Consider the following 25874-nt stretch of genomic DNA (forward strand, 5'->3'; position numbering starts at 1 on the left):
ATCGGTCAGTCCACGCGCACCAGGGCGCCGTCGTAGCGTTCGCCGCGCGCGGCGTACCAGCGCTGGCTGCTTTCCATGCCGGCCAGCGAGCGCAGCGAGTCGACCCGCTCGCGCCACAGCGCCACGCGCGTGTCCGCCGGCAGCGTGGCGTCGGCGAGCGCGGTGTCGATCAGCCGCAGGCGCTGGTCGAGACCGGCGCCCATGACCGCGGACGCGGCGCTGGCGACGCGGTCGTCGCGGGCGGCGGCGACCAGGGCTTCGAGCTGGCTCGACTCGGCTTGCAGTTCGCGCAGTTGCGCGGTCAGGCGGGTGCTGTCGGCGTTGGTCGATGTCGCCGATGCGGTCGACGTGGTGGAGGCGGCGGGCGCTGCGGCAACGGCGGACGCGACGGCATCCGTCGCGGTCGCGCTGCGCGGCGCCCGGCGCTGCGGCGGATCGAGCGCAGCCGCCGGTTGCGGCGCCGTCACGAGGTCGGCCGTGCGGCGTTCCTGGCGGGAGCCGGGCGCAGCCGCCGGCGCCGCCTGCGGTTCGCCGGTCGCGCCGCCCGGTGCTGCGGTATCGGCCGCGGCGAGGTTCGCATCGGCGCGAGGCGCGGTGTCGGTGGGCGCGGCCTCGATCGATGCGGAATCGCGACCCGGCGCCGGAGCGTTCTGCGTCGCCAGCGCCGGCGGCGCGGTCTGCGCGGCCGGCCGCTGAGCGCGCAGGCCCAGCCACAGGCCCAGCGGCAGCGCCGCGGCCAGCATCGCCGCCAACGCCCAGCGTCGGCGCAAGGCCATGCGCGGCGCGGCGGACGCGGGCGCTGCGGCGGCGGGTTCGAGCGCCGCGCGCGCGGCCGGCAGGCGCGCGGCGATGCGCGCCCAGCCGTCGGCCGGCGGCGTTTCCGCAGGCAGCGCGGCGAACGCGTCGGCCCAGCCTGTCGGCGGCGAGGGCGGCGGGTTCGGCGGGGTCGGGCCCGCCGGGTTGTGGTGACGATCAGGCATGGGCCTGCTCCGGTTCCAGCAGCTGGCGCAGGCGGCGGCTGCCGCGCGCGAGCTGCGATTTGGAAAAACTGATCGAACGCTGCATCAGCGCGGCGATCTCCTCATGGGTGTAGCCCTCGGCGTGGTACAGCCACAGCACGCTGCGCGTGGCCTCGGGCAGCTGCGCCAGCGCGCGGCCGAGCGCGGCGGCGTCGGCGGCGGCCGGCGGCGGCGGGGCGCGGTCGTCGGCCAGGTGTTCGTCCTCGCTGTCGGCGTGCTCGTGGCGGCGCCGGTTGCGCAGCCGCATCAGCGCCTCGTTGACCGCGATCTGGCGCAGCCAGCCCCAGAACGGCGTGCCGCTGCCGTCGCGGTGGCCGCGGAAGTCGCCGATCCGCGTGAGCACCTTGAGCATGGTCTCCTGCAGCACCTCGGTGGCCTCGTCGCGGTCGCCGGCGATGCGCACCGCCAGATTGAACACCGGCCGTTCGAAGCGGCGATAGATCTGCTCGAACGCCGCGTCCTCGCCGGCGCGCGCGCGCGCCAGCAGCGACTCGGGCACGTCGATCGCGAAGCTCGACACGGGCCGGTCGGCGGCGGGCGGGGACGGCGGCAGGGGCATGGGTTCGGGCGGCATTCCCAGGCAAGGATGCGCCAGGGGCGTGAAGGGTCGCAGCCGCCGGCTGGGCCTATACTGCGCGCATAAGGCTAAGGACAAGGAGAGGGGACATGGGAGCCAGTTTTCTCGCGATGGTGCTGGTGGTCGCCGGCGTCGTGCTGCTGTTCAAGACCGTGCGCATGGTGCCGCAGGGCTATCAATGGACGGTCGAGCGTTTCGGCCGCTACACCCACACCATGGACCCCGGCCTGCATTTCCTGGTCCCGGTGATCTACGGCGTCGGCCGCAAGATCAACATGATGGAACAGGTGCTCGAGGTGCCCAGCCAGGACGTGATCACCAAGGACAACGCGGTGGTCAAGGTCGACGGGATCGTGTTCTTCCAGGTCCAGGACGCGGCCAAGGCGGCGTACGAGGTCGCTCAACTTGAGGTCGCGATCCTCAACCTGGTGATGACCAACATCCGCACCGCGATCGGTTCGATGGACCTGGACGAATCGCTGTCCAAGCGCGACGAGATCAACACCAAGGTGCTCAACGCGGTCGACGCGGCGACCCACCCGTGGGGGCTCAAGGTCAACCGGATCGAGCTCAAGGACATCCAGCCGCCGCGCGACCTGGTCGATTCGATGGCCCGGCAGATGAAGGCCGAGCGCGAGAAGCGCGCCAACATCCTCGAGGCCGAGGGCCACCGCCAGTCCGAAATCCTGCGCGCCGAAGGCGACAAGCAGGCCGCGATCCTGGAAGCCGAGGGCAAGCGCGAAGCCGCCTACCGCGAAGCCGAGGCGCGCGAGCGTCTGGCCGAGGCCGAAGCCAAGGCGACCCAGTTGGTGTCCGACGCGATCGCCGCCGGCAACGTGCAGGCGATCAACTACTTCGTCGCGCAGAAGTACATCGAAGCGTTCAAGTCGCTGGCCGAGGCGCCGAACCAGAAGTTCGTGATGATGCCGATGGAATCGTCCGGGGTGATCGGCTCGATCGCCGGCATCGCCGAACTGGCCAAGGACGCGCTGGCCCAGCAGCAGGCCGCCGGCAACGCGCGCCCGCCGCGCAGCGGAGGCTGACATGAGCTGGAACGGGCCCACCGTGGTCTGGGCCGCGCTCGCGCTGCTGCTGTTCGCGGCCGAAGCGCTGGCGCCGGGTGCGTTCATGCTGTGGCTCGGCCTCGCCGCGGCCGCGGTGTTCGTGCTGGTGCTGGCGTTTCCCGGCGTCACCGTGCTGGCCCAGGTCGCGGCGTTCGTGGTGCTGAGCTTCGTCTCGATCCAGGTCTACCGCACCTGGTTCCGCAAGCGCGAGCCGGCCAGCGACCGGCCGCTGCTGAACCGTCGCGCCGAGCAGTTGATCGGCCGGGTGGTGGCGCTGGAGCGCGGCATCGTCGCCGGGCGCGGGCGGGTGCAGATCGCCGATGCGTTCTGGGACGTCAGCGGCCCGGAGCTGCCGGCCGGCGCGCTGGTGCGCGTAGTCGGCGCCGACGCGATGCTGCTGCACGTGGAAGCGGCGGACTGAACGGTGACTGCGCGTTGCCTCTGGCAGTGGTCGCGCGCCGCGGCGCGGCGACGCGCATCGGCCGCGTTCGGCGCCTGCGCGCTGAGCCTGTGCCTGGCCGCGCAGGCCGGGCCGACGACGCCGGCGCCGGCTAAGCCCGCAGCGCCGCAGAACCCGCCGGCGCAGAACGTGCCGACGCAAAGCGCGCCGACGCAAACCGCGCCGGCGCCGGGCAAGCCGGTTTCGAACAAGCCAGCGCCCGCCAACGCAGCCGCGAACAAACCGCAGCCCGGCGCGCCGGCGCAGACCGGCCCGATCCTCGGCCGCCCGCCGGCCGTGCGCGACGACGGCAAGAGCGCGCCGCGCGACTGGATCGGCCGGGTGGTGCCGCCGTATCCGGACGGTTACCGCTCCAACACCGGCGGCTGCGTCGGCAGCGGCCGCAGCGCCGAGCAGATCTGCGCGCGCAGCATCGGCACCATCGACGACAGCGAAGACCGCTCGCAGCTGCTGTACGCGGCCGAACTGGTCGGCCGCGCCGGCAACGAGGCGCGCTGGAAGATCACCGACGTGGTCGCCTATCCCAAGCTGCAACGCGGCGAACGCGTCTCGATTTCCACCTGTCTGTTCGACGGCGCCGGCGACCCCGGCGTGATCGCCGTCGTCGACACCCTGGTCGACAACGCCGCCGCGCGCGAGACCTTCGACGCGGTGCGCTGGGCGGTGCGGCTGGATCGCGGCAAGGGCAAGTTCGTCGAGATCAAGGCCGCCGAGGTGCAGTGCTACAACGAAGGCGTCGACGGCGAGTAAGCGTGGCCCGCTGGGCGTTCGTTCCTTTCCGATAGCGCGAGCGCATCCGGTCGAAAGGCGTCGGGGCCGAAGCCACTCCTACAAGAGCACGGTTCGCGGAAGGAGTTTCGGCCCCCACGCGTTCATGCCGGCCGCATCGAATTCCCGTCGCCGCCGCACCCGCAATACCCCACGCCGCTCCCACCATTCGCCGGGGTACCGAAATCCGGCAAACCCGCACGCCGCGCGCATGAGGGATAATCGCCGACTCCCACCCCCACCAGCAGAGCAGGCAGCGCCCATGAGCCAGAAGACCATCCTCAACGACGCCCATCGCGCACTCGGCGCCAAGATGGTCGACTTCGGCGGTTGGGACATGCCGATCAGCTACGGCTCGCAGATCGAAGAACACCATCAGGTGCGCCGCGACGCCGGCATGTTCGACGTCAGCCACATGACCGTGGTCGACCTGCGCGGCGCGCGCGTGCGCGAGTTCCTGCGCCGGCTCGTCGCCAACTCGGTCGACAAGCTGCAGAAGTCGGGCAAGGCGCTGTACACCTGCATGCTCAATCCCGACGGCGGCGTGATCGACGACCTGATCGTCTATTTCCACGACGAGGACTATTTCCGCATGGTCGTCAACGCCGCCACCCGCGAGAAGGATCTGGCGTGGATCGGCCAGCAGGCCGCGGCGTTCGGCGTCAGCGTGACCGAGCGTCCGGAACTGGCGATGATCGCGGTGCAGGGCCCGAACGCGCGCGACAAGCTGATCGGCCTGCTGCGCGAGGACGACCGCGCGCGCATCGGCAAGCTCGGCAAGTTCGTCGCCGGGCAGGCGCAGACCGCCGACGGCATCGAGCTGTTCGTGGCCCGCACCGGCTACACCGGCGAAGACGGCTTCGAAGTGGTGGTGCCCGAAGACCGCGCGGTGGCGCTGTGGGACGCGCTGCTGGCCGCGGGCGTGAAGCCGGCCGGCCTCGGCGCGCGCGACACGCTGCGCCTGGAAGCGGGCATGAACCTGTACGGCCAGGACATGGACGACAGCGTGTCGCCGTACGAAGCCGCGCTGGCCTGGACGGTGGCCTTGGACGAGGGCCGCGACTTCATCGGCCGCGGCAAGCTCGAACAGCAAAAGGCGGCCGGCGCGCCGCGCCAGATGATCGGCCTGGTCATGGACGAGAAGGGCGTGCTGCGCCACGGCCAGAAAGTGCTGACCGCGCACGGCGACGGCGAGATCCTGTCCGGCACGTTCTCGCCGACCCTCGGCAAGTCGATCGCGTTCGCGCGGGTGCCGGCCGGCGACATCGCGCTCGGCGCCGAAGGCGGCGTGCGCGTGGACATCCGCGGCAAGGAAGTGCCGGTGCGCGTGGTCAAGTTCCCGTTCGTGCGCGACGGCCAGGCGCAGGACGGCGTGCTCGGCTGATCGCAGCGACGCCTCGGCGCCGGTCCGGCTTCGCCGCCGGACCGGATCGCCGCAGCGCCGGTCGATCGGGCGAACCGCGTCGGGCCCGAAGGTCCGCCCGCGGTTCGCGGCTGTTTGCGCAAGGGGCTCGCGCCCCGACGCGTTCCGACCCGAGCCGACGCAACGATTCTTCCGCACCGATCCGCCATCCCCGATCTGCCGACCTGAATGGAGCTGCCGCCGTGACCGTCGTCGTCGATTACTACTTCAGCCTGATCTCGCCCTACGTCTACCTCGGCCACGCGCCGCTGCTGGCGCTGGCGCGCGAGACCGGCGCGCGCCTGGCCTACAAGCCGGTGCGCATCTTCGAACTGTTCTCCGCCAACGGCGGCCTGCCGCTGGGCCAGCGCGCGCCGGCGCGGCAGCGCTACCGCCTGATCGAGCTGCAACGCGCGCGCGCCGAACGCGGCGTGCCGCTGAACCTGACGCCCAAGCACTTCCCGGTCGACCCGGGCCTGGCCGACCGCTGCGCGATCGCGCTGTGCGAAGCCGGCCGCGATCCGGCGCAGTACATGGACGCGGTGCTGCGCGCGATCTGGGCGCAGGACGAGGACATCGCCGACCGCGCGCTGCTGGCGCGCGCGTTGCGCGACGCCGGTCACGATGCCGATGCGATCCTCGCCGCGGCCGGCAGCGAGGCGGTCGCGGCGATCTACCAGGCCAACACCGCCGCGGCGATCGCCTGCGACCTGCCCGGCTTGCCGGGCTACATCTTGAACGGCGAGCCGTTCTGGGGTCAGGATCGCGTCGACGCGCTCGGCGCGGCGTTGCGCAGCGGCCGCGAACCCTTCCTCGCCCCGCCGGCATCGCCCTCGCGCTGAGCGCGCGCGCCGGTCGTCGTCAACCCCTCCCACGACGCGCCGGCATCGTTAAACTACGCGCCAATATCCGCGTCTCCCCGCAACGTCCGAGGCCCCAGCCATGAGTGAAATTCCCGGCGATCTGAAGTTCATGAAGTCCCACGAGTGGGCCCGCGTCGAAGGCGACGGCAAAGTCACCGTCGGCATCTCCGACCACGCCCAGCGCCTGCTCGGCGACCTGGTCTACGTCGAACTGCCGAACGTCGGCGACCGCGTCGAAGCCGGCAACGCCTCGGCCGTGGTGGAATCGGTGAAGGCCGCTTCGGACGTGTACGCGCCGGTCTCGGGCACCGTCACCGCGGTCAACAGCGAACTGGCCGACAAGCCGGAGACCATCAACGAGGACGCCTACGGCGAGGGCTGGATCTACACCGTCGCCATCGACGAGCCGGACCAGCTCAACGAGCTGCTCTCGCCCGACGACTACGCCGAACTGCTCGAAGACGACGACCACTGATCCGTCCGCCGGGCCGACGCATCGGCCACGGCCCCACGGGGAGCGCAGGACCGGACCGCGATGCGGCACCGGGACTCGCTCCCCGTTTCGTTTTGCGCGCGGCGATCGCCCGGGCGCGCGCGCCGCGGCGGCGAGCGCGATGCGGCGGCCGCGCACCGGCTTTGCGGACTGCGTCGCGGTCCGGACCGGGTTCGTCGCAGCCTTCCCATCGCGGTCGGCCCGCGCCGCGGCGGGCGCGAAGCTTGCGCAGCGTCGGCATCCTTCCGCATCCGTCGTCGGCCCGCCGTGGCGACGGCGCGCGCGCGTCGGTTCCGCCGCGCCGGAGCGTTGAACGTTCCCGGCGCGCCTCGTCGCCGCGCCGCGCCGGGCGATGTCGGAATGCGAATCCGAGGTGGCATTGGGCCGCGCGATGTTGACGCCGGCCTAACGTCGCCGCGCGCGCCCGCGCGGCGGCGTCGCCACGCGTTCGCGGCGAAGCGCGTGTGCTGTCGCGGTGGCCTGGCGGCGCGTGCGCGACGGCTTCGGGCGCGGCCGCGAGCGGCGCTGTGCGGCGTCTTCGCCGGCCGCGCGCGAACCGATGCCGGCGCCCGCCGACGCCGTCGGGCGCGGATGCGTTTTCGCGCGCGCATCGATTTCGCTCGGGAAAAAACCTCGTCGTCGCTGCGCACCCGCGCGCCGGCGGGTGCGTGCGCCGCCGCAGCGCGAGCGCGCGCGGGCGGCAGCGGCGCCGTCGCGCGTGCGCGCGTTCGCCGCTGCCGGCGACCGGCCGCGATGGCGCATGCCGGCGCCGCCGTCGCGGCGGAACCTCGCGCGCCGCCGCGCCGACGCCGTCGCGCGCCGCGCGCGTCCGCCACTTTCGCGTAGCGTTTCGCGCGCGCGCCGACGCCGCGCCGCGCGCGCGTTCCGACAGACTCGCGACATCCGCCGCGAGCCGCCGCCGCGGCGCTCGCGCGTTGCGCTCGAACGCGCCCGAACGCGTCGGCGCATCCCGCCGCCGGCGCGCGCCGCGTCCGACGCGCGCGCAGCGAACGCGCCGGCCGATGCCGTCGCGCGCATCCGCCGACGCCGCGCGCCGACGCGGTCCGCGCTCGCGAGCGACCGACCAACGGTCGCCGACGGCGGAAAAAAGTTCGCGCACTTTCGCGCATTCGGGCTTGTGCGACGCGAAAACGGCGGCGTCGGCGGAAAGGAATTTTTTCTTCCGGTACAGGTCGTCGCGCACGCGTTCGCGGCGTCGGCGAACGCGCGCGCGCATCGATCGGCGCGCGAAAAAGAAAAACGCGAACGCGCCGAAACCCGCGCCACGCTTGGGTTTCAGCGATGCGATGGAAATTCGTTCGCGCGTTGCGCGCGATGCGCGCGCGTTCGACCGCGGCGCGCGCGCTCGCGCCGGCCGCGCCGGAGCGGCCGGCGCGGCGAAGAAAAAATCGCCGGGGTTGTTGACAGTAGGAAAAAGCGTGATTAGGTTTCGCCCAGCAGACGTTTCCTGCCACGAGAGTGAGAACAGCCAGCGCGACAACACGCAGCACAAATCGAACCTCCGCCCGGACAAACAAACCGGTGGACGTCGGGTTCGCTTCCTCTGCAGAAATGTTGGCCCCGCTCTCTTCGCCGATGACATCCAAGGTCCAGATGACATCGCCGGCGTCCAGCTATCCACCCGGTTCGCGTTCGGCGGCCCGGGTTTTTGTTTGGCCGCGCGGTTGCGCGGCCGGTCCCGCCCCAGGTTTGGGCGGGCATGCCATCGGTCCGGTCGCCGCCACGGCCGGACGCGATCCCCGATCCGTTCCGACGCGCCTCGCGCGCCGGCGGTTGCACGCGGGTCCGACTCCCGCGGCTCTGCCACCACAGAGTCTTTATCCACTGGGCTTACCGCAACACCACTGATCATCCCTGATCAACCACTGACGAGGAGCCATCCCATGGCCGTTAAGAAAGCCGCTAAGAAGCCCGCCGCCAAGAAGGCGACGAAGAAAGTCGCCAAGAAGGCCGGCGCTAAGAAGGTCGCCAAGAAGGCCACCAAGAAGACCGCCAAGAAGGCCGTGAAGAAGGTCGCCAAGAAGGCCGTCCGCAAGACCGCCAAGAAGGCCGCCAAGAAGGCCACCAAGAAGACCGCGAAGAAGGCAGTGAAGAAGGCCGCGAAGAAGGCGACCAAGAAGACTGCGAAGAAGGCCGCCAAGAAGGCCACCAAGAAGACCGCCAAGAAGGCGGCCAAGAAGACTGCTAAGAAGGCTGCCAAGAAGACCGCCAAGAAGGCCGCCAAGAAGGCCCCGAAGAAGGCCGCCAAGCGCGCCCGCAAGCCGAAGGCCGCCGCCATGCCGGCGACCCCGGCGCCGCTGATCTGAATCAGCGCCCCGATTAAGCCGTAACACCCGCTGTAATCCGACTCTCTCCCCGCAGCCCAGGCGGGGGGAGAGTTTTTTTATGGGCGGCCGGTTCTTGCCGGCGCGGTTCGCGTGGGTCGCGTCCGCATCGGCGGCGCCGCTGCGAGGGATCTTCGTCGGCGTCGGCGTCGGCGTCGGCGTCGGCGACTCGGCCGGCACCCGCTTCGCGGCCGTCGGCGACGGCGCTCACCTTGGCTCACCGCGCCTGCGCGCCGCGCCTCCCGTCGGCGAATCGCTCGCGCGCGCCGCGGCGGCGCTAGGATCGGGCCAACGCCACCGTCGGGGACCGCGCCGTGAAAGCTCTGCTCAAGGGTCTGTTCTATCTGATCGTGCTGCTGGCCGTGGTCTTCGCCGGCGGCGGCTTGCTGCTGCCGGACAAGAGCCACGTCGAACGCTCCGCCACGATCGACCGGCCGCCGGCGCAGGTCTACGCCATGCTCGACTCGTTTAAGCGCTTCAACGAATGGTCGCCGTGGTACCAGCTCGAGCCCGACGCGAAGTACAGCTACAGCGGGCCGGACTCCGGCGTCGGCGCGGGCATGGCCTGGGAAGGCAAGAAGGTCGGGCGCGGCAGCCAGCGCATCGCCGAGTCGGTGCCGCAAAGCAAGATCGCGGTCGCGCTCGACTTCGACGGCAGCCAGGCCACCGCCACCTACACCCTCGTCGCCGAAGGCGAAGGCACCCGGGTGACCTGGGCGCTGGACAGCGACCACGGCTACAACCTGATGGGGCGCTGGATCGGCCTGCTGATGGAGAAGATGGTCGGCAAGGATTACGAGCAGGGGCTGGCGCGGTTGAAGCAGGTGCTGGAGAACGATCCGCGTTGAGGCCGCGCTGCGTGGGGCTGCGCGAGTTCGCGGCTGAGCCGGACCGGGATCGAACGCAAAAGAAAAGGCCCGCACGCTGCGGGCCTTTTCGTTGCCGTGGATCCGGCCGCCGCTTACTTCGGCGCCGCGGTCGCCTTCTGCGCGTTGCTGCCGTTGATGTCGCGGGTCGGGCTGACGCCCTCGGACGCGTACAGGCCCGGGTCGTCGAAGCCGTCGACGTCGAGCCAGCGCTGCACCGGCATGCCGATGGCGCGGTCGAGGATGGTCGGCAGCAGGCCGGTCGGCAGGCCGCTCTCGCTGTTCCACAGCACCGCGATGCCGAGGTCGCGTTCGGGAATCATCGCGACCATGCCGCGGTAGCCCTGCACCGCGCCGGCATGGAACACCACCCGGTGGCCGGCGTAGTCGAACACGCGCCAGCCGAGCGCGTAGCCGGCCGAACCGATGCGCTGGCGGCGCCAGCTGGAGCCGCGGATCTCGCTCGGCGTGTCGACCAGCGGCTGGTGCAGGGTCGCCAGCAGCGGCAGCGGCAGCACGTCGGGGCGGTGGCCGGTCTGCGCGATCAGCCACTGCGCCATGTCGCTGGCGCTGGCGTTGACGCCGGCGGCCGGCGGCAACTGGTAATAGGTCGGCTTCGGCGTCACCGAGGCCCAGCCGCCGCGCGCGCGCACGTGCGGCTTGGCCCAGCGCGCGCTGGCGGTGATGCCTTCCAGGCCGAGGCTGGCGTCGTTCATGCCGAGCGGCTTGAACAGGCGGCGCTGCACTTCCTGGCTGTAGAAATCGCCGGTGGCGGCGAACACCACGTCGCCGATCAGGCTGAAGGCGATGTTCTGGTAGCCGTAGCAGGTGCCCGGCTGGCAGGTCATCGGCGCGTAGGCGAGCTTCTGGGTCAGCACGCGGTAGTCGGCGTAGTTTTCCAGGTCGCGGTCGTAGGTGTTGTGGCCCAGGCCGACGCGGTGGCTGAGCACGTCGGCGACGGTGACGTTGTGCGCGGCGGCGGTGTCGAGCAACTGGAAGCCGGGCATGTAGTCGACGATCTTGCTGTCCCAGCGCAGGGTGCCGTCGTTGACCAGCAGGCCGGTCAGGGTGCCGGCGAAGCTCTTGGACAGCGAGGCCAGGCGGAACACGGTGTGCGCGTCGATCGGTTCGGCGTTGCGCACGTCGGTGATGCCGTAGCCGCGCGCGCTGAGGATCTGGCCGTTGTGGACGATGGCCATCGCCATGCCCGGGATGCGCTGGTCGGCGACCATCGCCTGCGCCATCGCCTCGAACTGCTGCACGTCGAAGCCGGCGGCCAGCGCCTGCACGCGCACATTGGTATTGGCCGGCGCGCCGATGCCGAGGCCCTGCGGCGCGGTGCCGTCGCTGCCCTGGCCGCGCGCGACCGCATCGGTCGACACCGGCGTCGGCAGGGACGGATTGGACGGCTGCCAGCGCAGCGAAGTCTGCGCGCTGGAGCCCAGGGTCAGGGTCAGCAGGGCCGCGAGCGCACTCACGCGCCAAGGGGTGAGTGAGCGTCGGGAAAGATCGCGTTTCATCGCTCAGCGCCTGCAAGTACTGGAGTGTCCCGATTCTAGCTCCGATCTCAGGGAGTTGGACAACAAGCGCATTCAGGTTTCTGTTTTTTCAGGGATTAATTGTTTTTTGGCAAAGCCGGTCATGGTGTGGGGATGCGGCTTTTGGGTGGCGGGGAAGTGCGTGTGGCGGCGGGGGCGGGTGGGAGTTGGCGTAGGAGGGGGGCGGGGCTTGACTGGGCTGAAGTCGTTGTCGCGGCCGTCGTCCTTCGAATCGTCGTCCTGAAGTCGTCATCCCCGCGAACGCGGGGATCCAGGGCTTCATCGCGACATGGCTCTGAAGTCTCTGGATCCCCGCGTTCGCGGGGATGACGGTTTGGGAGAGGTGGGGCGGATCCGCCATCCGTCGTTCCCGCGAACGCGGGAACCCAGGGCTTCATCGCGACGCTGCTGCGAAGTCCGCAGATCGCGCCGCGCCGCCGCGCGCCGTTACCGCGCCGGCGCGAGCAGATCCTCGAGCCCGACCCTGACGAGGAATTCCTTGCGGATGCGATCGGCGACGACGCTGACGCAGGCCGAGCCGTCGTCGGCCGGATCGATCACCACGCGATACGGGCGGGTGCCGCGTTCGAGGTCGACGATGCGCGCGATCTCGCGCGCCACTTCGCCGACGTCGGCGTCCGCCGGCGACAGCGCGGCGAGTTTGCGCGCGACGTCTTCGAGCAGGCCGGGATACTTTTCGTCGTATTCGGCGACGACCGCGCTGTCTTCGGGCTTTCCGGAATGGGTGAAGTGATTGGTGCCGTGGGTGTACGAACCCGGTACGACGATGCTGGTCTCGATGCCGAAGCGCGCCAGTTCCAGCGCGTAGGTCGTCGCCAGCGAATCCATCGCGGCCTTGGCGGCGAAGTACGGGCCCAGGTACGGCGGCGTGCCGCCTTTGACGCTGCTGCTCGACACCCACACGATCAGGCCGCTGCCGCGCTTGCGCAGGTGCGGCAAGGCGGCGCGGTTGAGGCGTTGCGCGCCGAGCACGTTGACGTCGTACAGCGCCGCCAGCTGCTCCGGCGTGAACGCTTCGGACGGCCCGGTCACCATGTGGCCGGCGTTCTGCACGAGCACGTCGATATGGCCGTGCGCGTCGATCAGCGTGGACACCGCCCGGTCGACGGATTCCTGGCTCGACACGTCGAGCTCGACCGTACGCAGCGCGACCTCGTGCGCGGCGGCGTAGTCTTCGGCGTCCCTGACCGCCGGCGCATTGCGCGTTTGTGTCGCGCGGATGCCGGCATAGACGATGTGGCCGGCGTCGGCCAGCGCGCGCGCGGTCAGCGCGCCGAAGCCGCTGGATGCGCCGGTGATGAGGATGATTTTTGCGGACATGGGGAGTGCTCCGATGGCATGAAGGTCGGCCGGGGCAAAGACGATTCGGCCGGTTGTAGGTTTCGCTCGCGGGCGTCGGCCCGCGAGCCTCAAGCGGGCTTGCGCATCAGCCGCGCGCTGCACTGGTGGGCGACCCAGGCCGCGGCGATGCCGAGGCCGGACACCGGCGCGAGTTCCAGCACCGAGACCAGCGTCGGCGGCAGGTGCGAGGCGAAGAACGCGATCAGGCCGAGGAAATACGCGGCGATGTTGTTGATCCACGGCGAGGCGCGCAGCGACACCACGACGATCGCGACGGCGAACACCACGACGCCGAACGCGTAGCTGCCGATCAGCGGCAGCAAGGCCGCGACCGCGGTGGCGGCGACGGTGCCGAAGACCAGGCCGAGCACGATGCACAGATAGCTCGCCAGCACTTGCTTGCCGGCATGGCCGCCGGTGAAGAACGCGACCCAGCCGATGAACATCGCCCAGACCGGCCATTGCAGTCCGGCCGCGGCGGTCGCCGCGAGCGAGGCCACCACCGCCGCGATCAGGGTGAGCAGATTGAATTTCGTGTCGAGAAGTTTCATGGCGCTTCGCGCTCCGACTTGATGGATGAGTGAGCCGCGGTCAGATGATTCCGCCGTTGGCGCGCAGGGTCTGGCCGTTGATCCAGCCCCCGTCGGGACCGGCGAGGAAGGCGACCGCGTGGGCGATGTCTTCGGGCCGGCCCAGGCGTTCCAGCGGCGCGAGCTTGGCCAGGCGGTCGATGGCGTCCTGCGGCTTGCCGTCGAGGAACAGCTTGGTCGCGGTGGGGCCCGGCGCGATCGCGTTGACGGTGATGTTGCGGCCGCGCATTTCCTTGGCCAGCACCGAGGTCATCGCTTCCAGCGCGGCCTTGGTCGCGGCGTAGACGCCGTAGGTCGGTTGCAGCAGGCCGACGACGCTGGACGACAGATTGACGATGCGGCCGCCGTCGCGCAGGCGCCGCGCCGCTTCGCGCAGGGTGTTGAAGCTGCCCTTGAGGTTGATCGCGACCTGCCGGTCGAACAGCGCGTCGTCGCTGTCGGCGATGCTGGCCAGGGCCATGATGCCGGCGTTGTTGACCAGCACGTCGACGCCGCCGAAACCGGCTTGCGCGCTGTCGAACATGCGCCTCACCGCGGCCGGATCGCTGATGTCGGCTTCGGCCGCGGCCGCCTGGCCGCCGGCGGCCTGGATCCGCGCGACCAGCGCTTCGGCCGCGGCGGCGTTGCCGGCGTAATTGACCACGACGGTGAAGCCGTCCTGGGCCAGCCGTTCGGCGATCGCGCTGCCGATGCCGCCGGACGCGCCGGTCACGATGGCCACTTTCTGGGTATTGCCTTTCATGGTGCGTTTCCCTCGTTCATCGGCGCCTGGAGCGGGCCGGCGGAGGGAACTGTACTTGCGCTAAAAGCCTGAATAATCTAGGAAAACCCAGTATGTGTATCCGAAAGGGCGAACAATGGACCGTCTCGATGCCATGCGCGTCTTCATCCGCATCGTGGAGCGCCGCAGCTTCACCAAGGCGGCCGACGACCTGAACCTGCCGCGTTCCTCAGTGACCGACGCGGTCCGCCAGCTCGAAACCCGGCTCGGGGTGCGGCTGCTGCACCGCACGACCCGGCAGGTCAGCGCGACCCTCGACGGCGAGGCCTACTACCAGCGCTGCCTGAGCCTGATCGCCGACCTCGACGACGCCGAAGGCGCCTTCATCGGCGCCAAGCCGTCGGGGCTGATCCGGGTCGACGTGCACGGCACCCAGGCGCGGCATTTCCTGCTGCCGGGGTTGCGGCGCTTCTGGCAGCTGTATCCCGACATCCAACTGCATCTGAGCGAAACCCATCAGCGCGTCGACATCATCCGCGAAGGCTTCGACTGCATCCTGCGCGCCGGCGAGCTGGCGGACAGTTCGCTGATCATGCGCAAGGTGGCGACGCTGGAACGCGGCATCTACGCGAGTCCGGGCTATGTCGAGGAGCGCGGCCGGCCGAATACGCTGGAAGAACTCGACGGCCACGAAATGGTCGGCCACCTGTCGCCGGAAACCGGCGAAATCGCGCCGCTGGCGTTCCAGCTCGGCGCGAACGTGCGCAACGTGACGTTGCCGTCGCGGATGCTGGTCAGCGGGCCGGAAACCAATCTGGCCGCGGCCTGCCACGGCTTCGGGCTGATCCAGGTGCCGCGCTATCGCGCCGCGGTCGAGCTCGCGCGCGGCGCGCTGGTCGAACTGCTGCCCGAGGTCGCTTCGGTGCCGCTGCCGGTGCACATCCTGTATCCGCACCGGCACCAGCTGTCGCCGCGGGTGCGGGTGTTCATCGATTGGGTGGCGCAGCAGTTCCGCGAGGAGGGGCGCGCGGACGGCGTGGGTTGAGCGGGCGCCGGCGAGGCCGAAGCGTCGCCGCGACCGCGGACGATCAGATCCGCCTGCGAATCAGATCCTTCCGCGAATCAGATCCGCCGCGCGCTCGGCGATCATGATCGTCGGCGCGTTGGTGTTGCCTCCGATCAGCTTCGGCATCACCGAAGCGTCGACCACGCGCAGGCCGTCGACGCCGCGCACGCGCAGTTGCGGATCGACCACCGCGGCCTCGTCGCGGCCCATGCGGCAGGTGCCGACCGGGTGGTAGACGCTCTCGGCCTTGGCGCGCACGAACGCCTCCAGCTCGGCATCGTCGAGGTCCTCGCGGGCGGGGAAGATCGGCGTGCCGCGGTAGGCATCGAACGCCTTTTGCGTCAGTACGCTGCGCGACAGCTTGGCGCACTCGATCATCATCTTCATGTCGAAGCCTTCCGCGTCGCCGAGGTAGTTCGGATGCAGGCGCGGCTTGTCGCCGGCGCTGGCGCTGGCCAGTTCCAGATGGCCGCGGCTGCGCGGGCGCAGGAAGCAGGCGTGCACGGTGTAGCCGTCGCCGGGCAGGCGGTTGCGGCCGTGGTCGTCGAGCATCGCCGGAACGAAGTGGAACTGGATGTCGGCGCGTTCGTCGGTGGCGTGGCGCGAGCGCACGAAGCCGCCGGCCTCGGCCATGTTGCTGCTGCCGATGCCGCTGTGGCCGCGCAGGAAGTAGTTGAAGATGATGCCGAGCTCGTTGGCGCGGTCGTAGGTGATGCGCTGGGTCGAGTGATAGAGCGTGCAGATGTCGAGATGGTCCTGCAGGTTCTGCCCGACCTGCGCCGAGTCGGCGACCACCTCGATGCCGTGCCGGCGCAACTGCGCGGCCGGGCCGATGCCGGACAACATCAGCAACTGCGGCGAATTGATCGCGCCGCCGCACAGCAGCACCTCGCGGGTCGCGCGCTGGTGCATCGCGCCGCCGCGGTGGCGGTAGGTCACGCCGCTGGCGCGGCCGTTTTCGAAGGTGATGCGGTTGACCAGCGCGCCGGTGACCACGTGCAGGTTGCGCCGCTCGCGCGCCGGGTCCAGGTAGGCGACCGCGCTGGAGCAGCGCGCGCCGTTCTTCTGGGTCACTTGATAAAAGCCGAAGCCGGCCTGCTGCGGGCCGTTGAAGTCGCGGTTGCGCGCGAAGCCGGCCTGTTCGGCGGCTTCGACGAACGCCGACGACAGGGGATTGATGTGGCGCAGGTCGGACACGTACAGCGGGCCGAGGCTGCCGTGCAGCGCATCGTCGCCGCGGCTGTTGCGTTCGGCGCGCTTGAAGTAGGGCAGGGCGTCGTTCCAGCCCCAGCCGTCGGCGCCGAGCGCGGCCCAGTCGTCGTAGTCGCCGGGCACGCCGCGGATGTAGCACATGGCGTTGATCGAGCTGGAGCCGCCGAGCACGCGCCCGCGCGGCCACCACAGCGCGCGGCCGTCGAGGTTCGGTTCCGGCGCGGTGTCGTAGTCCCAGTTCACGCCCTTCTGGTTGACCAGCTTGGCCAGGCCGGCGGGCATGTGGATGAAGGGATGCAGGTCGCGCGGGCCGGCTTCGATCAACAGCACCCGGGTGTCGGGATCCTCGCTGAGGCGGTTGGCGAGGACGCAGCCGGCCGAACCGGCGCCGATGATGATGTAGTCGAACTCGGTGGGCACTGGCGGTTCCCGCTGTGGCGCGGCATGGCGTGCGGCGCTGATCGGGGGACCGTAAGCGCGGCGGCTAGAGCAAATGCTCCCAACCGCCGCGGCCGGCGTTTGCGAACGCGCGCGGACGCCTCGCAGCGCCCTGCAGGAGCGGCGCGAGCCGCGACCGCGGGGCAGCCGGTCGCGTCGTAGGCGCGATGTCGCGGTCGCGGCTCGCGCCGCTCCTACAGGGCAAGGCTCCGGCATTCGCGCCGCGTGGCGACGGCGCCAGCCGACGCGCCACGCGAGGTGGTAGCGGTACCCGCCGCCTTGGGCTACCGTGCCGGCAATCGCGCGGCCGGCACGGCGGCGCGGGGCGGCGGCGGCCGCGGTGCGGCCGGGGCGGACCCGGCGCCCGGCCGACCACGATCTGCAGGGCCGGCGGCGCGCCGCCGGCTCACTCATGGAGCGACGCGATGTCGGCAGTGCAAGGCGCCACCCTGTCCGGCGGACGGGTCCACACCGGAGAGTGGCGGGCGGTGGCGTTGTCGCTGGCCTATTTCTTCTGCGTGCTGACCGCGTACTACGTGATCCGCCCGGTGCGCGACCAGCTCAGCGCCGCGGTCGGTTCGACCCAACTGCCGTGGTTCTACGCCGCCTCGTTCCTGGCCACGCTGGCGCTGACGCCGGTGTTCTCGGCGCTGGTCTCGCGCTACCCGCGGCGCACCGTGGTGCCGGTGGTGTACGGCTTCTTCATCGCCTGCCTGATCGGCTTCGCGCCCTTGTTCGGCGACAGCGGCCCGCTCAGCGCGCACGCGCTCGGGGTGGTGTTCTTCGTCTGGATCAGCGTGTTCAACCTGTTCGTGGTGTCGGTGTTCTGGAGCTTCATGACCGACATCTGGAACGAAGGGCAGGCGCGGCGTTTGTTTCCGATCATCGCCGTCGGCGGCACGGTGGGGTCGCTGGTCGGCCCGGCGCTGACCCGCGCGCTGGTCGGCGAAATCGGCGTGGCGCCGCTGCTGTTGGTCTCGGCCGGGCTGCTGTGCGCGGCGCTGGCGCTGGTGCTGGCGCTCGGCCACTGGTCGCGCGTGCACGGCACCCGCCGCTTCGAAGGCCAGCACGAGGCGGCGATCGGCGGCGGCATGTTCGACGGGCTCAAGCAGATCTTCGCCAACCCGTTCGTGCGCTCGATGGCGATCCTGATGCTGCTCGGCGACTGGATCGGCACGGTCAACTACGGGCTGGTGGTCGACTATTCCAAGGCCACCTTCGCCGACGCGGTCGCGCGCACGCGCTTCGCCGCCGACCTCGACCTGATGACCAACATCGTCGCGCTCAGCACCCAGGTCTTGATTACGCCGTGGCTGCTGTCGCGGCGCGGCGCGGCGGCGGTGATCGGGGTGTGGTCGGTGGTGACGGTGGCGGTGCTGGCCCTGGCCGCGCTGGTCGCCGACGCCTATGCGCCGCTGACCGAACTGTTCCCCGCTTACGGCGCGCTGGTCGCGCAACTGCCGGCGGGCGCGGCCGGCCTGATCGGCCCGCTGCCGGCGGTGGCGCTGGCGCTGGTGGTCAGCCGCGGCCTCGCCTACGGCATGGTCGGCCCGGCCCGCGAGAGCCTGTTCGCCAGCGCCGCGCGCACCTTGCGCTACAAGGGCAAGAACGCGGTCGACACCGCGGTGTGGCGGTTCGGCGACGTGATGGTCGCCAGCACCATGGTGGCGCTGCGCGGCGCCGGCGCCGGCGTGGCCGGCTTGGCCGGCATCAGCGCGGCGGTCGCGGTCGGCGCCGGCGTGGTCGGCTGGAACCTGACCCGCTGGGTGCAGCGCGGCGGCGCCGACGAGGCCGCGCGGGACCCGCGCGCATGACCCGCCGCGGTTGGCGGCCGTGGCCGCGCAACCCGTGGCTGCAACGGCTGTTCGTCGGCGCGGTGCTGATCGCGCTGGGCTGCCTGGCCTGGGGTTTTTTCTGGGAGCCGCGGCAACTGGTCGAACGCGACCACGAACTGGCCCTGCCGGGCTGGCCGCGCGACTGCGACGGCCTGCGCCTGGACGTGATCGCCGACACCCACACCGGTTCGCCGCACAACGGCCTGGACAAGCTGGACGAGATCGTCGCCCGGCTGATCGCCAGCGACGCGCCGGCGGTGCTGATGGCCGGCGACTACGTGATCCTCAGCGTGCTCGGCGGCAGCTACATCTCGGCCGACGAACTCGCCCCGCACCTCAAGCCGCTGACCGCGCGCAAGCCGGTCTACGCCGTGCTCGGCAACCACGACTGGTGGAAGGACGGCCTGCGCGTGCGCGCGGCGCTGGAAGCGGCCGGGGTGACCGTGCTGGAAGACCAGGCGCGCGAAGTGCGCTTGAACGGATGCCGGTTGTGGATCGTCGGCATCGGCGATAAATGGGAAACCCGCCACGACATTCCCGCCGCGTTCGCGCAGGTGAGCGACGACGCGCCGGCGATCGCGCTGACCCACAACCCCGACCTGTTGCCCGACATCCCGCCGCGCGCCACGCTGACCATCGCCGGCCACACCCACGGCGGCCAGGTGCGGCTGCCGTGGCTCGGCACGCCGGTGCTGCCGGCGCAGGAGCGCTACGCCGGCGGCTACATCGTCGAGAACGGCAAATCGCTGTTCGTGTCGACCGGCATCGGCACCAGCATCTTGCCGGTGCGGTTCGGGGTGCCGCCGGAGATTTCGCGGCTGAAGCTGCGTGCCGCGGCGCATGCGCCGGCGCAAGCCGCGCGCTGAAGGCTTGCCTGGCGCCGGCGCAGGGTAAAAACTCGGCGCATCCAGGGACGCGGAGGCGGGGACATGGGGATCGCGAAGCAGTGGATCGGCGTCGTTCTGGCGCTGTGCCTGTCGATCGCAAGCGCGGGGATGCCGGCGCGCGCCGACTCGTGGGAACTGCCCAAGGTCGAAAGCTATTTCTCCGGCGACCGGCAATGGCGGCTGGAAGTGCGGCCGCGGCCGATCGAGAGCCAGCTGAAGTACTTCGAGGACGGCATGGAAGGGCGCGACGCGGCCGGAGGTTTGGCCGGCGCCAGCCAAAAATCCGCCGAAGCGAGCTTGCAGCGCCGGCAGGGCGAGCGCTGGACTACCGTCTGGGAAGGGCCCTTGCTCAACGATGTGGCCCCGGTTTCCGCTTTGGTAGCGCCCGACGGCCGCTTCGTGACTTTCGACAACTGGCACAGCACCGGCTACGGGCCCAAAACCGTGGTGATCTACGACACCGCCGGACGCGCGGTGCGTTCGATGGGGCTCAAGGACTTTCTGCCGCCGGCCTATGTGGCGATCCTGGGACGCAGCGTCAGTTCGATCATGTGGAGCGGAGAACATCGTATTTCCAAAGACGGGCGCCGGGTGCTGGTGAACGTGTACGCGCCGCAGGACGACGAGGGCGGCAAGCCGATGAAGTACGTCGACATCGCCTTCGACCTGGAAACCGGGCGACAGCTGCCGAATACCGGAAAAGCCTGGGCTGCAGCGGCGAAAACCGCCGAGCGCGACTATCGCGAAAAACAGTCCAAGGACGCGGTCGAGTTGGCCGAGTTCACCGCGCCCTTGCGCGCGCCGAACAGCGAAAAAGAGCTGGACTGGCGACGCTACGCATATGAGGCGTGGGGACGGCTGACGCAGGATTCCGACGGCGCCAGCCCGTATGTCCTGGTGATCGGAGCCGGCGATGAGACCGACCCCGAGACCACCCGTGGCGTTCTGCAGGAGTTGTTGGCGGGAGTTGCGGCGCCCAAGCGAACCGTAATGTTGCTGGGTCCCTCGCAGGACGAACTGCAGCGCTCGATCGAGGAGGAAGCCGCGGCCGCGCCGCCCGGCAAGCTCGCAGGGCGGCGCGTTTATGTGGTCGCCGACGCCGCCCGCTATGAGGCGATGGCGAAGGCTTTGCAGCGCAGCGGCGCGGACTGTGTGCGGATCGATCCGGCGGTGGCGATCGAGCAACGACCGCAACGGCTGAAGAACTTCATCGAATTTCGCCGTCGCCAGGATACGGCCGAGTTGTAGGCAGAAGACAGCCGGAGCGACTGCGCGTTCCGCTGCGGAATCCGTATCGAAAACGGTGAGATGCGTTCGGGCGACGCAAGGACGCGCAGCCCGCGTCGGGCCCGAAACTAGGCGCTGATGCGCACACCGGCCACGCAGGCGCGCCCCTGCGCCGGATCGCGGTCGTCGTAGGTGCGCAGGCTCACCTCGACCTTGCCGCGCACGAAGCTCAAGGGCTCGATGCCGCGGAAGCCGAAGCCCGGGTCGGGCGCATGCTCGGCCAGCGCGGTCTGCTCGAAACCCTGGTTCGACAGCGCGCGGCGATAACCGTCGAGATCGAGCGCGCAGATCGCGGCCGTGTCGGCAGGCTGAGCGCGATCCGTGCGCGCGTCGATGAAATCGAAATCCAGCCGGCTCGGCGGCTGGCCCTGGCGGTACGACACCGAGGCCAGGCTGTACGCCCAGTCGGCGCTGAGCCGGCCGGACGCGCCGTACTCGGTGCGGTCGGCGGAATGGATGCGGACCGGCAGGCCGGTCTGGCGTTCGATGTCGTCCGGCGCCAGGTCGGCGGCGCCGTGGACGCTGTCGATCAGCTTGAGCACGCGGGAAATGAGCTGTGCGGATTCGATCGGGGCGGACGCATCGGCGAGCGATGGGGTCATGGCGGCGTTCTCCTTGGCCGGCACGTGAGTGAAGGTCGGACCGGTACAGGCCGGCGCCAGCAGCACGCACAGCCAGATCGGTCGGAACCGCGAGGCGACGGCGTCGATAGCGTGCATGGCATCCTGCTCGGGCGGTTTCCCGGCAAGGCTATCGGGCACGGCCGGGTGGGGCAACGCGGCCGGTTCGAAGCGTGTGGCCGGTCGCGGAATCTTCGGCTTCTGCGATGAATCGATGCCGGCGTGGCACAGCCAGTGAGTAGATCATCGCTTCGCTTGCGATGAACAGGTCGCACGCCGCCCCCCATGCCAAAGGTCGGGATGACCATCCGCAGACGCCGCCGGGCGCATCGCGAGGCTAATTTGGCCACGGGAAAAAGGGAGCTGCGACCATGCGCGAGCCGTGCGAACGGTGCGGATGCGGTTGCGCGCGTGCGCCGACGGGCGCGCCGCGCGGCGACGATGAAACTTGCGGATACGCCCGCGCCCGCGCCCGCGCCTGCGAACGCGGAGCGCGCGCATGAGCGACCTGCGCAAGACCTTCGCGCAAACGCCGCCGCTGTGGTGGTCGCTGCTGTATTTCTTCTGCCTGCTGTGCGGCTACTACGTGCTGCGCCCGGTGCGCGATGCGATGGGCGCCTCGGCCGACGCGGCCACGGTGTTCCCGCACGCCTGGATCGACTGGGCGCGCGGCCACGGCTGGGAACTCAAGGACTTCGTGTTGCAGGTGTTGTTCACCTGCACCTTCGTGGCGATGCTCGCCTTGCAGCCGGTGTACGGCGCGCTGGTCGCGCGTTTCCCGCGGCGCGCGCTGCTGCCGCTGGTGTACGGCGTGTTCATCGTCTGCCTGTTCGGCTTCCACTGGGCCTTCCATGCCCAGGTGCCGGGGCGCGGCATGGTGTTCTTCGTCTGGACCGCGGTGTTCAACCTGTTCGCGGTGACGGTGTTCTGGAGCTACATGGCCGATGTGTTCGACGACCGCCAGGCGCGCCGCGTCTACGGCTACATCGGCGCCGGCGGCACCGCCGGCGCGGTGATCGGGCCGATGCTGACGCAATGGCTGGCGCAGCCGTTGGGCGTGGCGAACCTGCTGTTGGTCTCGGCCGGCTTCCTGTCGGTGTGCGTGCTGTGCGTGGTGCGCCTGCGGCCGTGGGCGATCGCGCGCGAACGCGCCAGCGGCGCGGCCAGCGGCGAGGTCGCGATGGGCGGCTCGGTGTGGGCCGGGCTCAAGCTGGTGTGGCAGCGCCCGGCCCTGCGCGCGATGGCGATCACCCTGTTTTTCAGCGTCGGCGCGGCGACCTTGCTGTACAACCAGCAGTCGGCGATCGCGCGCGAGTTCTATCCCAGCGCCGAAGCGGCGACCCGCTATTTCGCCCGCATCGACAGCGCGGTGAACCTGCTGGCGATCCTGATCCAGCTGTTGCTCACGCGCTGGCTGCTGGGCCGCTACGGCGTCGCGCCGGCGCTGCTGATGCCGGGCCTGGTGCTGATGCTCGGCTTCGCCGCGTTGATGGCCTCGCCGCTGCCGATGATGGTGGCGGTGGTGCAGATCGCCCAGCGCGCCAGCGAGTTCGCCCTGTCCAAGCCGGCGCGCGAGACCCTGTACACGCGCATGGACCGGCCTTCGCGCTACAAAGGCAAGGCGGTGATCGACACCGCGGTGTTCCGCGGCACCGACCTGGCCTTCGTCTGGATCCACAAGGCCGTGGCCGTGCTCGGCACGCCCGCGGTGTTCGCCGCCGGCGCGCTCGCCGCCGCGGGCATGACCGCCGGCGCCTGGAGCATCGTGCGCGCGCAGCGCGCGCTGCCTGGCGCGGCCGAACCGACTTCCTCCATCCAACCCGACCTACGAGGTGCCGCATGACCATCGATCGCCGCGAATTCATCGCCGCCGGCGCGGCCGGCCTGAGCCTGCTCGCGCTGCCTGCCGGCGCGCTCGCCGCGGCCAAGCCGAAACCGCTGAAGCTGCTGGTGCTCGGCGGCACCGGTTTCCTCGGCCCGCACTTCGTCGAGGCCGCGCGCAAGCGCGGGCACACGCTGACCTTGTTCAACCGCGGCAAGACCAACCCGGACAAGTTTTCCGGCGAGGACTATCGCGACATCGAGCAGTTGCACGGCGATCGCAAGACCGATCTTTCGGCGCTGGAAGGCGAGCGCAAGTGGGATGCGGTGCTCGACACCTCGGCTTACATTCCGGCGGACGTGACCCGTTCGGGCAAGCTGCTCGCGCCGAAGGTCAAGCAATATCTGTTGGTCTCGACCATTTCGGTCTACGCCAAGAACGACGTGCCCGCCGACGAGAATTCGCCGCTGGCGGTGCTGGCCGATCCGACCGTCGACAAGGTCAGCAACGAAACCTACGGCGGCCTCAAGGCGCTGTGCGAGAAGGCCGCCGAAGCCGAGCTGCCGGGCCGCACGACGGTGGTGCGGCCGGGGCTGATCGTCGGCCCCGGCGACAACAGCGACCGCTTCACCTACTGGCCGGCGCGCGCCGACCGCGGCGGCGAGATCCTCGCGCCCGGCAGCGCGCAGGACCCGACCCAGTTCATCGACGTGCGCGATCTCGCCGCGTTCCTGCTGTCGACGATCGAGAACGGCCATGTCGGCGTCTACAACGCCGACGGCGAGCCCGGCGCGTTGACGATGGGCGCGGTGTTGCGCGAATCGCAGCGTGTGGCGGGCAAGAAGTCGACCCTGACCTGGGTGCCGGCGGACTTCCTGGAAGCGCAGAAGGTCTCGGCCTGGGGCGACATGCCGGCGTGGATTCCGGCGCGCGGCGAATACGCCGGCTTCGGCCGCACCTCGGTGAGCAAGGCGCGCGCGGCGGGCCTGAGCTACCGGCCGCTGCGCGACACCGTGCGCGACACGCTCGCGTGGTGGCGCAAGCTGCCCGAGGAGCGTCGGGCCAAGCCGAAGGCCGGGTTGCCGGCGCAGCGCGAAGCCGAAGTGTTGGCGGCATGGCATGCGCAGGAGAAGAAGGGCGGCTGACCCAGCGCCCATCCGCGACCGCCGCCACGCCGCAAGCGCCGCCGCAGGCCTTATGCTGCCGGCTTCGTTCACCGGAGCACCGCCCATGCCTTGGCTAGCCGTCGTCCTGATCGCCGTGGTCGCCTTGCTCCACGCCTGGTTCCTGGTCCTGGAAATGTTCCTGTGGACCAAGCCGATCGGCATGAAGACCTTCCGCATGAACGCGGACAAGGCCGAGCAGACCAAGGTGCTGGCGGCGAACCAGGGCCTGTACAACGGCTTCCTCGTCGCCGGCCTGGTCTGGGCGCTGGTGTGCGCGCGCCACGACGTAGCGACGTTCTTCCTGGCCTGCGTGGTCGTCGCCGGCGCGTTCGGCGCGGCGACCGTCAGCCGCCGGATCTTCTACGTGCAGGCGGTGCCGGCGCTGGCCGCGCTGGCGGCGCTGTGGCTGTTGTGAGCGCGGCGGCCGCAGACCGCGGCCGGTTTCCGCAACGACGCGATTGAGTCGCGCCGACGGATCGAATCGCCGCAACCGGCGCCTTGCAGCGCCGGCCGCGGCCCCGCGCCGGCTCAGCCGTGCAGCTTGATCGCCGTCTGCGCCACTTCGCGGCCTTGATAATGCGCCGCGTCCAGCTCGTTCTGGGTCGGCTGGCGCGAGCCGTCGCCGCCGGTGATGGTGGTGGTGCCGTAAGGCGAGCCGCCGGTGACCTCGTCCAGGCGCATCTGACCGGCATAGCCGTAGTTCAAGCCGACGATCACCATGCCGAAGTGCAGCAGGTTGGTGATGATCGAGAACAGCGTGGTCTCCTGGCCGCCGTGCTGGGTCGCGGTCGAGGTGAACGCCGCGCCGACCTTGCCGTGCAGCGCGCCCTTGGCCCACAGCCCGCCGGCCTGATCGAGGAAGTTGGCCATCTGCGACGACATCCGGCCGAAGCGCGTGCCGGTGCCGACGACGATGGCGTCGTAATGCTCCAGATCGGCGATCTGCGCGACCGGCGCGGTCTGATCGAGCTTGTAGTGCGACTTGCGCGCGACCTCCTCCGGCACCAGCTCGGGCACGCGCTTGATGTCGACCTGCGCGCCGGCCTCGCGCGCGCCTGCGGCCACGGCTTCGGCCATTTTTTCGCAATGGCCGTACGCGGAGTAATACAGAACCAGAACTTTCGCCATCTCGGTCGCCTCGGGTTGGGACAGGGCGATGAGACTAGGCCGCGGATATTTCACGCGGTGTGACGGGCGTCGGCGATCGCCGTTGCGGGAGGGTCGTCCGGCCAGACGCTGTCGTTCCGTACCGCGGCCGCGCGAGCGCAACGCATCGAACCTGAAGGCCCTCGCGCGACAGCGTCGGCCACCTTGCCGCACGCAGCCGCATGCGACTAGCCCGCGATCCGGGACAGTCAGTCCCGATCCGCGCCGTTTTCGCCAAACCCCGCAACGCCAAGGCTTGCGCGCATCGTCCCCGGTCCGGAACAATGCGGACGCGGCGCTGCGGTTTATCCGCCCGCAGCGCCCGCC

The 25874-nt window shown here is 70.4% G+C and carries 26 protein-coding genes; 16 read left to right on the top strand and 10 right to left on the bottom strand.

The window, feature by feature from the left end; genetic code table 11:
* Nucleotides 1-5: 5 nt before the first annotated feature.
* Together JHW38_RS21915 and JHW38_RS21920 are read right to left on the bottom strand one after the other, a co-directional pair.
* Complete coding sequence (locus JHW38_RS21915) at nt 6-980, bottom strand: hypothetical protein (RefSeq protein ID WP_207523405.1); 975 nt, start codon at nt 978-980, stop codon at nt 6-8.
* A complete protein-coding gene (locus JHW38_RS21920) occupies nt 973-1539 on the bottom strand; it encodes an RNA polymerase sigma factor (protein ID WP_242691033.1) in 567 nt (188 codons plus the stop codon). Before JHW38_RS21920 ends, JHW38_RS21915 begins: the two co-directional genes overlap by 8 nt.
* A 146-nt stretch (nt 1540-1685) precedes the next feature.
* On the opposite strand from JHW38_RS21920, the gene JHW38_RS21925 reads away from it, so the two are divergent.
* From JHW38_RS21925 to JHW38_RS21965, 9 genes are all read left to right on the top strand, one after another.
* Nucleotides 1686-2639 (top strand): SPFH domain-containing protein, encoded by a 954-nt coding sequence (locus JHW38_RS21925; protein WP_207523407.1) that lies wholly within the window; start codon nt 1686-1688, stop codon nt 2637-2639.
* A 1-nt stretch (nt 2640) separates the two neighbouring features.
* On the top strand, nt 2641-3081 hold the full coding sequence (locus JHW38_RS21930; RefSeq protein ID WP_207523408.1) for an NfeD family protein: 441 nt from the start codon (nt 2641-2643) through the stop codon (nt 3079-3081).
* A 3-nt stretch (nt 3082-3084) separates the two neighbouring features.
* Nucleotides 3085-3870 carry a hypothetical protein gene (locus JHW38_RS21935; RefSeq protein WP_207523409.1) on the top strand — a complete coding sequence of 262 codons (786 nt, stop codon included), beginning with the start codon at nt 3085-3087 and terminating at the stop codon, nt 3868-3870.
* A 280-nt stretch (nt 3871-4150) separates the two neighbouring features.
* On the top strand, nt 4151-5272 hold the full coding sequence (gene gcvT / locus JHW38_RS21940; protein WP_207523410.1) for a glycine cleavage system aminomethyltransferase GcvT: 1122 nt from the start codon (nt 4151-4153) through the stop codon (nt 5270-5272).
* A 221-nt stretch (nt 5273-5493) separates the two neighbouring features.
* Nucleotides 5494-6132: a 2-hydroxychromene-2-carboxylate isomerase gene (locus tag JHW38_RS21945; protein WP_207523411.1), complete on the top strand. Its 639-nt coding sequence runs from the start codon at nt 5494-5496 to the stop codon at nt 6130-6132.
* A 100-nt stretch (nt 6133-6232) separates the two neighbouring features.
* On the top strand, nt 6233-6628 hold the full coding sequence (gcvH, locus tag JHW38_RS21950; protein ID WP_207523412.1) for a glycine cleavage system protein GcvH: 396 nt from the start codon (nt 6233-6235) through the stop codon (nt 6626-6628).
* 508 nt (nt 6629-7136) lie between these two features.
* Nucleotides 7137-8093 (top strand): hypothetical protein, encoded by a 957-nt coding sequence (locus tag JHW38_RS21955; protein WP_207523413.1) that lies wholly within the window; start codon nt 7137-7139, stop codon nt 8091-8093.
* Nucleotides 8094-8550: 457 nt separating this feature from the next.
* Nucleotides 8551-8973, top strand: a complete 423-nt coding sequence (locus tag JHW38_RS26090; protein WP_207523414.1) for a hypothetical protein — start codon at nt 8551-8553, stop codon at nt 8971-8973.
* A gap of 332 nt (nt 8974-9305) precedes the next feature.
* Nucleotides 9306-9839, top strand: a complete 534-nt coding sequence (locus JHW38_RS21965) for an SRPBCC family protein (RefSeq protein ID WP_207523415.1) — start codon at nt 9306-9308, stop codon at nt 9837-9839.
* A 113-nt stretch (nt 9840-9952) separates the two neighbouring features.
* On the opposite strand, the gene JHW38_RS21970 is transcribed toward JHW38_RS21965, so the two are convergent.
* From JHW38_RS21970 to JHW38_RS21985, 4 genes are all read right to left on the bottom strand, one after another.
* Nucleotides 9953-11377, bottom strand: a complete 1425-nt coding sequence (locus JHW38_RS21970) for a serine hydrolase domain-containing protein (RefSeq protein ID WP_207523416.1) — start codon at nt 11375-11377, stop codon at nt 9953-9955.
* A gap of 465 nt (nt 11378-11842) precedes the next feature.
* On the bottom strand, nt 11843-12736 hold the full coding sequence (locus JHW38_RS21975) for an SDR family oxidoreductase (protein ID WP_207523417.1): 894 nt from the start codon (nt 12734-12736) through the stop codon (nt 11843-11845).
* Nucleotides 12737-12825: 89 nt separating this feature from the next.
* Complete coding sequence (locus JHW38_RS21980; protein ID WP_207523418.1) at nt 12826-13308, bottom strand: DUF1097 domain-containing protein; 483 nt, start codon at nt 13306-13308, stop codon at nt 12826-12828.
* 40 nt (nt 13309-13348) lie between these two features.
* Nucleotides 13349-14089 carry an SDR family oxidoreductase gene (locus tag JHW38_RS21985; protein ID WP_207523419.1) on the bottom strand — a complete coding sequence of 247 codons (741 nt, stop codon included), beginning with the start codon at nt 14087-14089 and terminating at the stop codon, nt 13349-13351.
* A 115-nt stretch (nt 14090-14204) separates the two neighbouring features.
* On the opposite strand from JHW38_RS21985, the gene JHW38_RS21990 reads away from it, so the two are divergent.
* Nucleotides 14205-15113 (top strand): LysR family transcriptional regulator, encoded by a 909-nt coding sequence (locus tag JHW38_RS21990; protein ID WP_207523420.1) that lies wholly within the window; start codon nt 14205-14207, stop codon nt 15111-15113.
* Between the two features lie 60 nt (nt 15114-15173).
* Here JHW38_RS21990 and JHW38_RS21995 read toward each other — a convergent pair whose 3' ends face one another.
* Nucleotides 15174-16766 carry a GMC family oxidoreductase gene (locus JHW38_RS21995; protein ID WP_242691038.1) on the bottom strand — a complete coding sequence of 531 codons (1593 nt, stop codon included), beginning with the start codon at nt 16764-16766 and terminating at the stop codon, nt 15174-15176.
* 443 nt (nt 16767-17209) lie between these two features.
* On the opposite strand from JHW38_RS21995, the gene JHW38_RS22000 reads away from it, so the two are divergent.
* The 3 genes from JHW38_RS22000 (at nt 17210) to JHW38_RS22010 (ending at nt 20754) form a co-directional block, all read left to right on the top strand.
* Complete coding sequence (locus tag JHW38_RS22000; protein WP_242691040.1) at nt 17210-18598, top strand: NTP/NDP exchange transporter; 1389 nt, start codon at nt 17210-17212, stop codon at nt 18596-18598.
* Entirely contained in the window at nt 18595-19485 is an 891-nt protein-coding gene (locus JHW38_RS22005; protein ID WP_207523421.1) for a metallophosphoesterase, read from the top strand. Before JHW38_RS22000 ends, JHW38_RS22005 begins: the two co-directional genes overlap by 4 nt.
* A gap of 63 nt (nt 19486-19548) precedes the next feature.
* Nucleotides 19549-20754: a hypothetical protein gene (locus JHW38_RS22010; RefSeq protein WP_207523422.1), complete on the top strand. Its 1206-nt coding sequence runs from the start codon at nt 19549-19551 to the stop codon at nt 20752-20754.
* A gap of 107 nt (nt 20755-20861) precedes the next feature.
* Here the strand turns inward: JHW38_RS22010 and JHW38_RS22015 are convergent, their stop codons facing one another.
* Nucleotides 20862-21512, bottom strand: coding sequence for a hypothetical protein (locus tag JHW38_RS22015; protein WP_207523423.1), 651 nt, complete (start codon nt 21510-21512; stop codon nt 20862-20864).
* A 400-nt stretch (nt 21513-21912) separates the two neighbouring features.
* Between JHW38_RS22015 and JHW38_RS22020 the strand changes: the two genes are divergently transcribed.
* From JHW38_RS22020 to JHW38_RS22030, 3 genes are all read left to right on the top strand, one after another.
* Nucleotides 21913-23256 carry an NTP/NDP exchange transporter gene (locus JHW38_RS22020; protein WP_207523424.1) on the top strand — a complete coding sequence of 448 codons (1344 nt, stop codon included), beginning with the start codon at nt 21913-21915 and terminating at the stop codon, nt 23254-23256.
* Nucleotides 23253-24380, top strand: a complete 1128-nt coding sequence (locus JHW38_RS22025) for an SDR family oxidoreductase (protein ID WP_207523425.1) — start codon at nt 23253-23255, stop codon at nt 24378-24380. The genes JHW38_RS22020 and JHW38_RS22025 overlap by 4 nt, the downstream gene beginning before the upstream one ends.
* An 85-nt stretch (nt 24381-24465) precedes the next feature.
* Entirely contained in the window at nt 24466-24816 is a 351-nt protein-coding gene (locus tag JHW38_RS22030) for a DUF1304 domain-containing protein (RefSeq protein ID WP_207523426.1), read from the top strand.
* A gap of 113 nt (nt 24817-24929) precedes the next feature.
* On the opposite strand, the gene wrbA is transcribed toward JHW38_RS22030, so the two are convergent.
* Both wrbA and JHW38_RS26095 read right to left on the bottom strand, forming a co-directional pair.
* The gene (wrbA, locus tag JHW38_RS22035; protein ID WP_207523427.1) at nt 24930-25529 is read right to left on the bottom strand and encodes an NAD(P)H:quinone oxidoreductase; all 600 of its coding nucleotides are present in this window, start codon (nt 25527-25529) and stop codon (nt 24930-24932) included.
* A gap of 50 nt (nt 25530-25579) precedes the next feature.
* On the bottom strand, nt 25580-25711 hold the full coding sequence (locus JHW38_RS26095) for a DUF6053 domain-containing protein (RefSeq protein ID WP_428995269.1): 132 nt from the start codon (nt 25709-25711) through the stop codon (nt 25580-25582).
* Nucleotides 25712-25874 lie beyond the last annotated feature (163 nt).

It is taken from the genome of Lysobacter enzymogenes (genome assembly GCF_017355525.1).
In the GTDB taxonomy this organism is placed as follows: Bacteria; Pseudomonadota; Gammaproteobacteria; order Xanthomonadales; family Xanthomonadaceae; genus Lysobacter; species Lysobacter enzymogenes_C.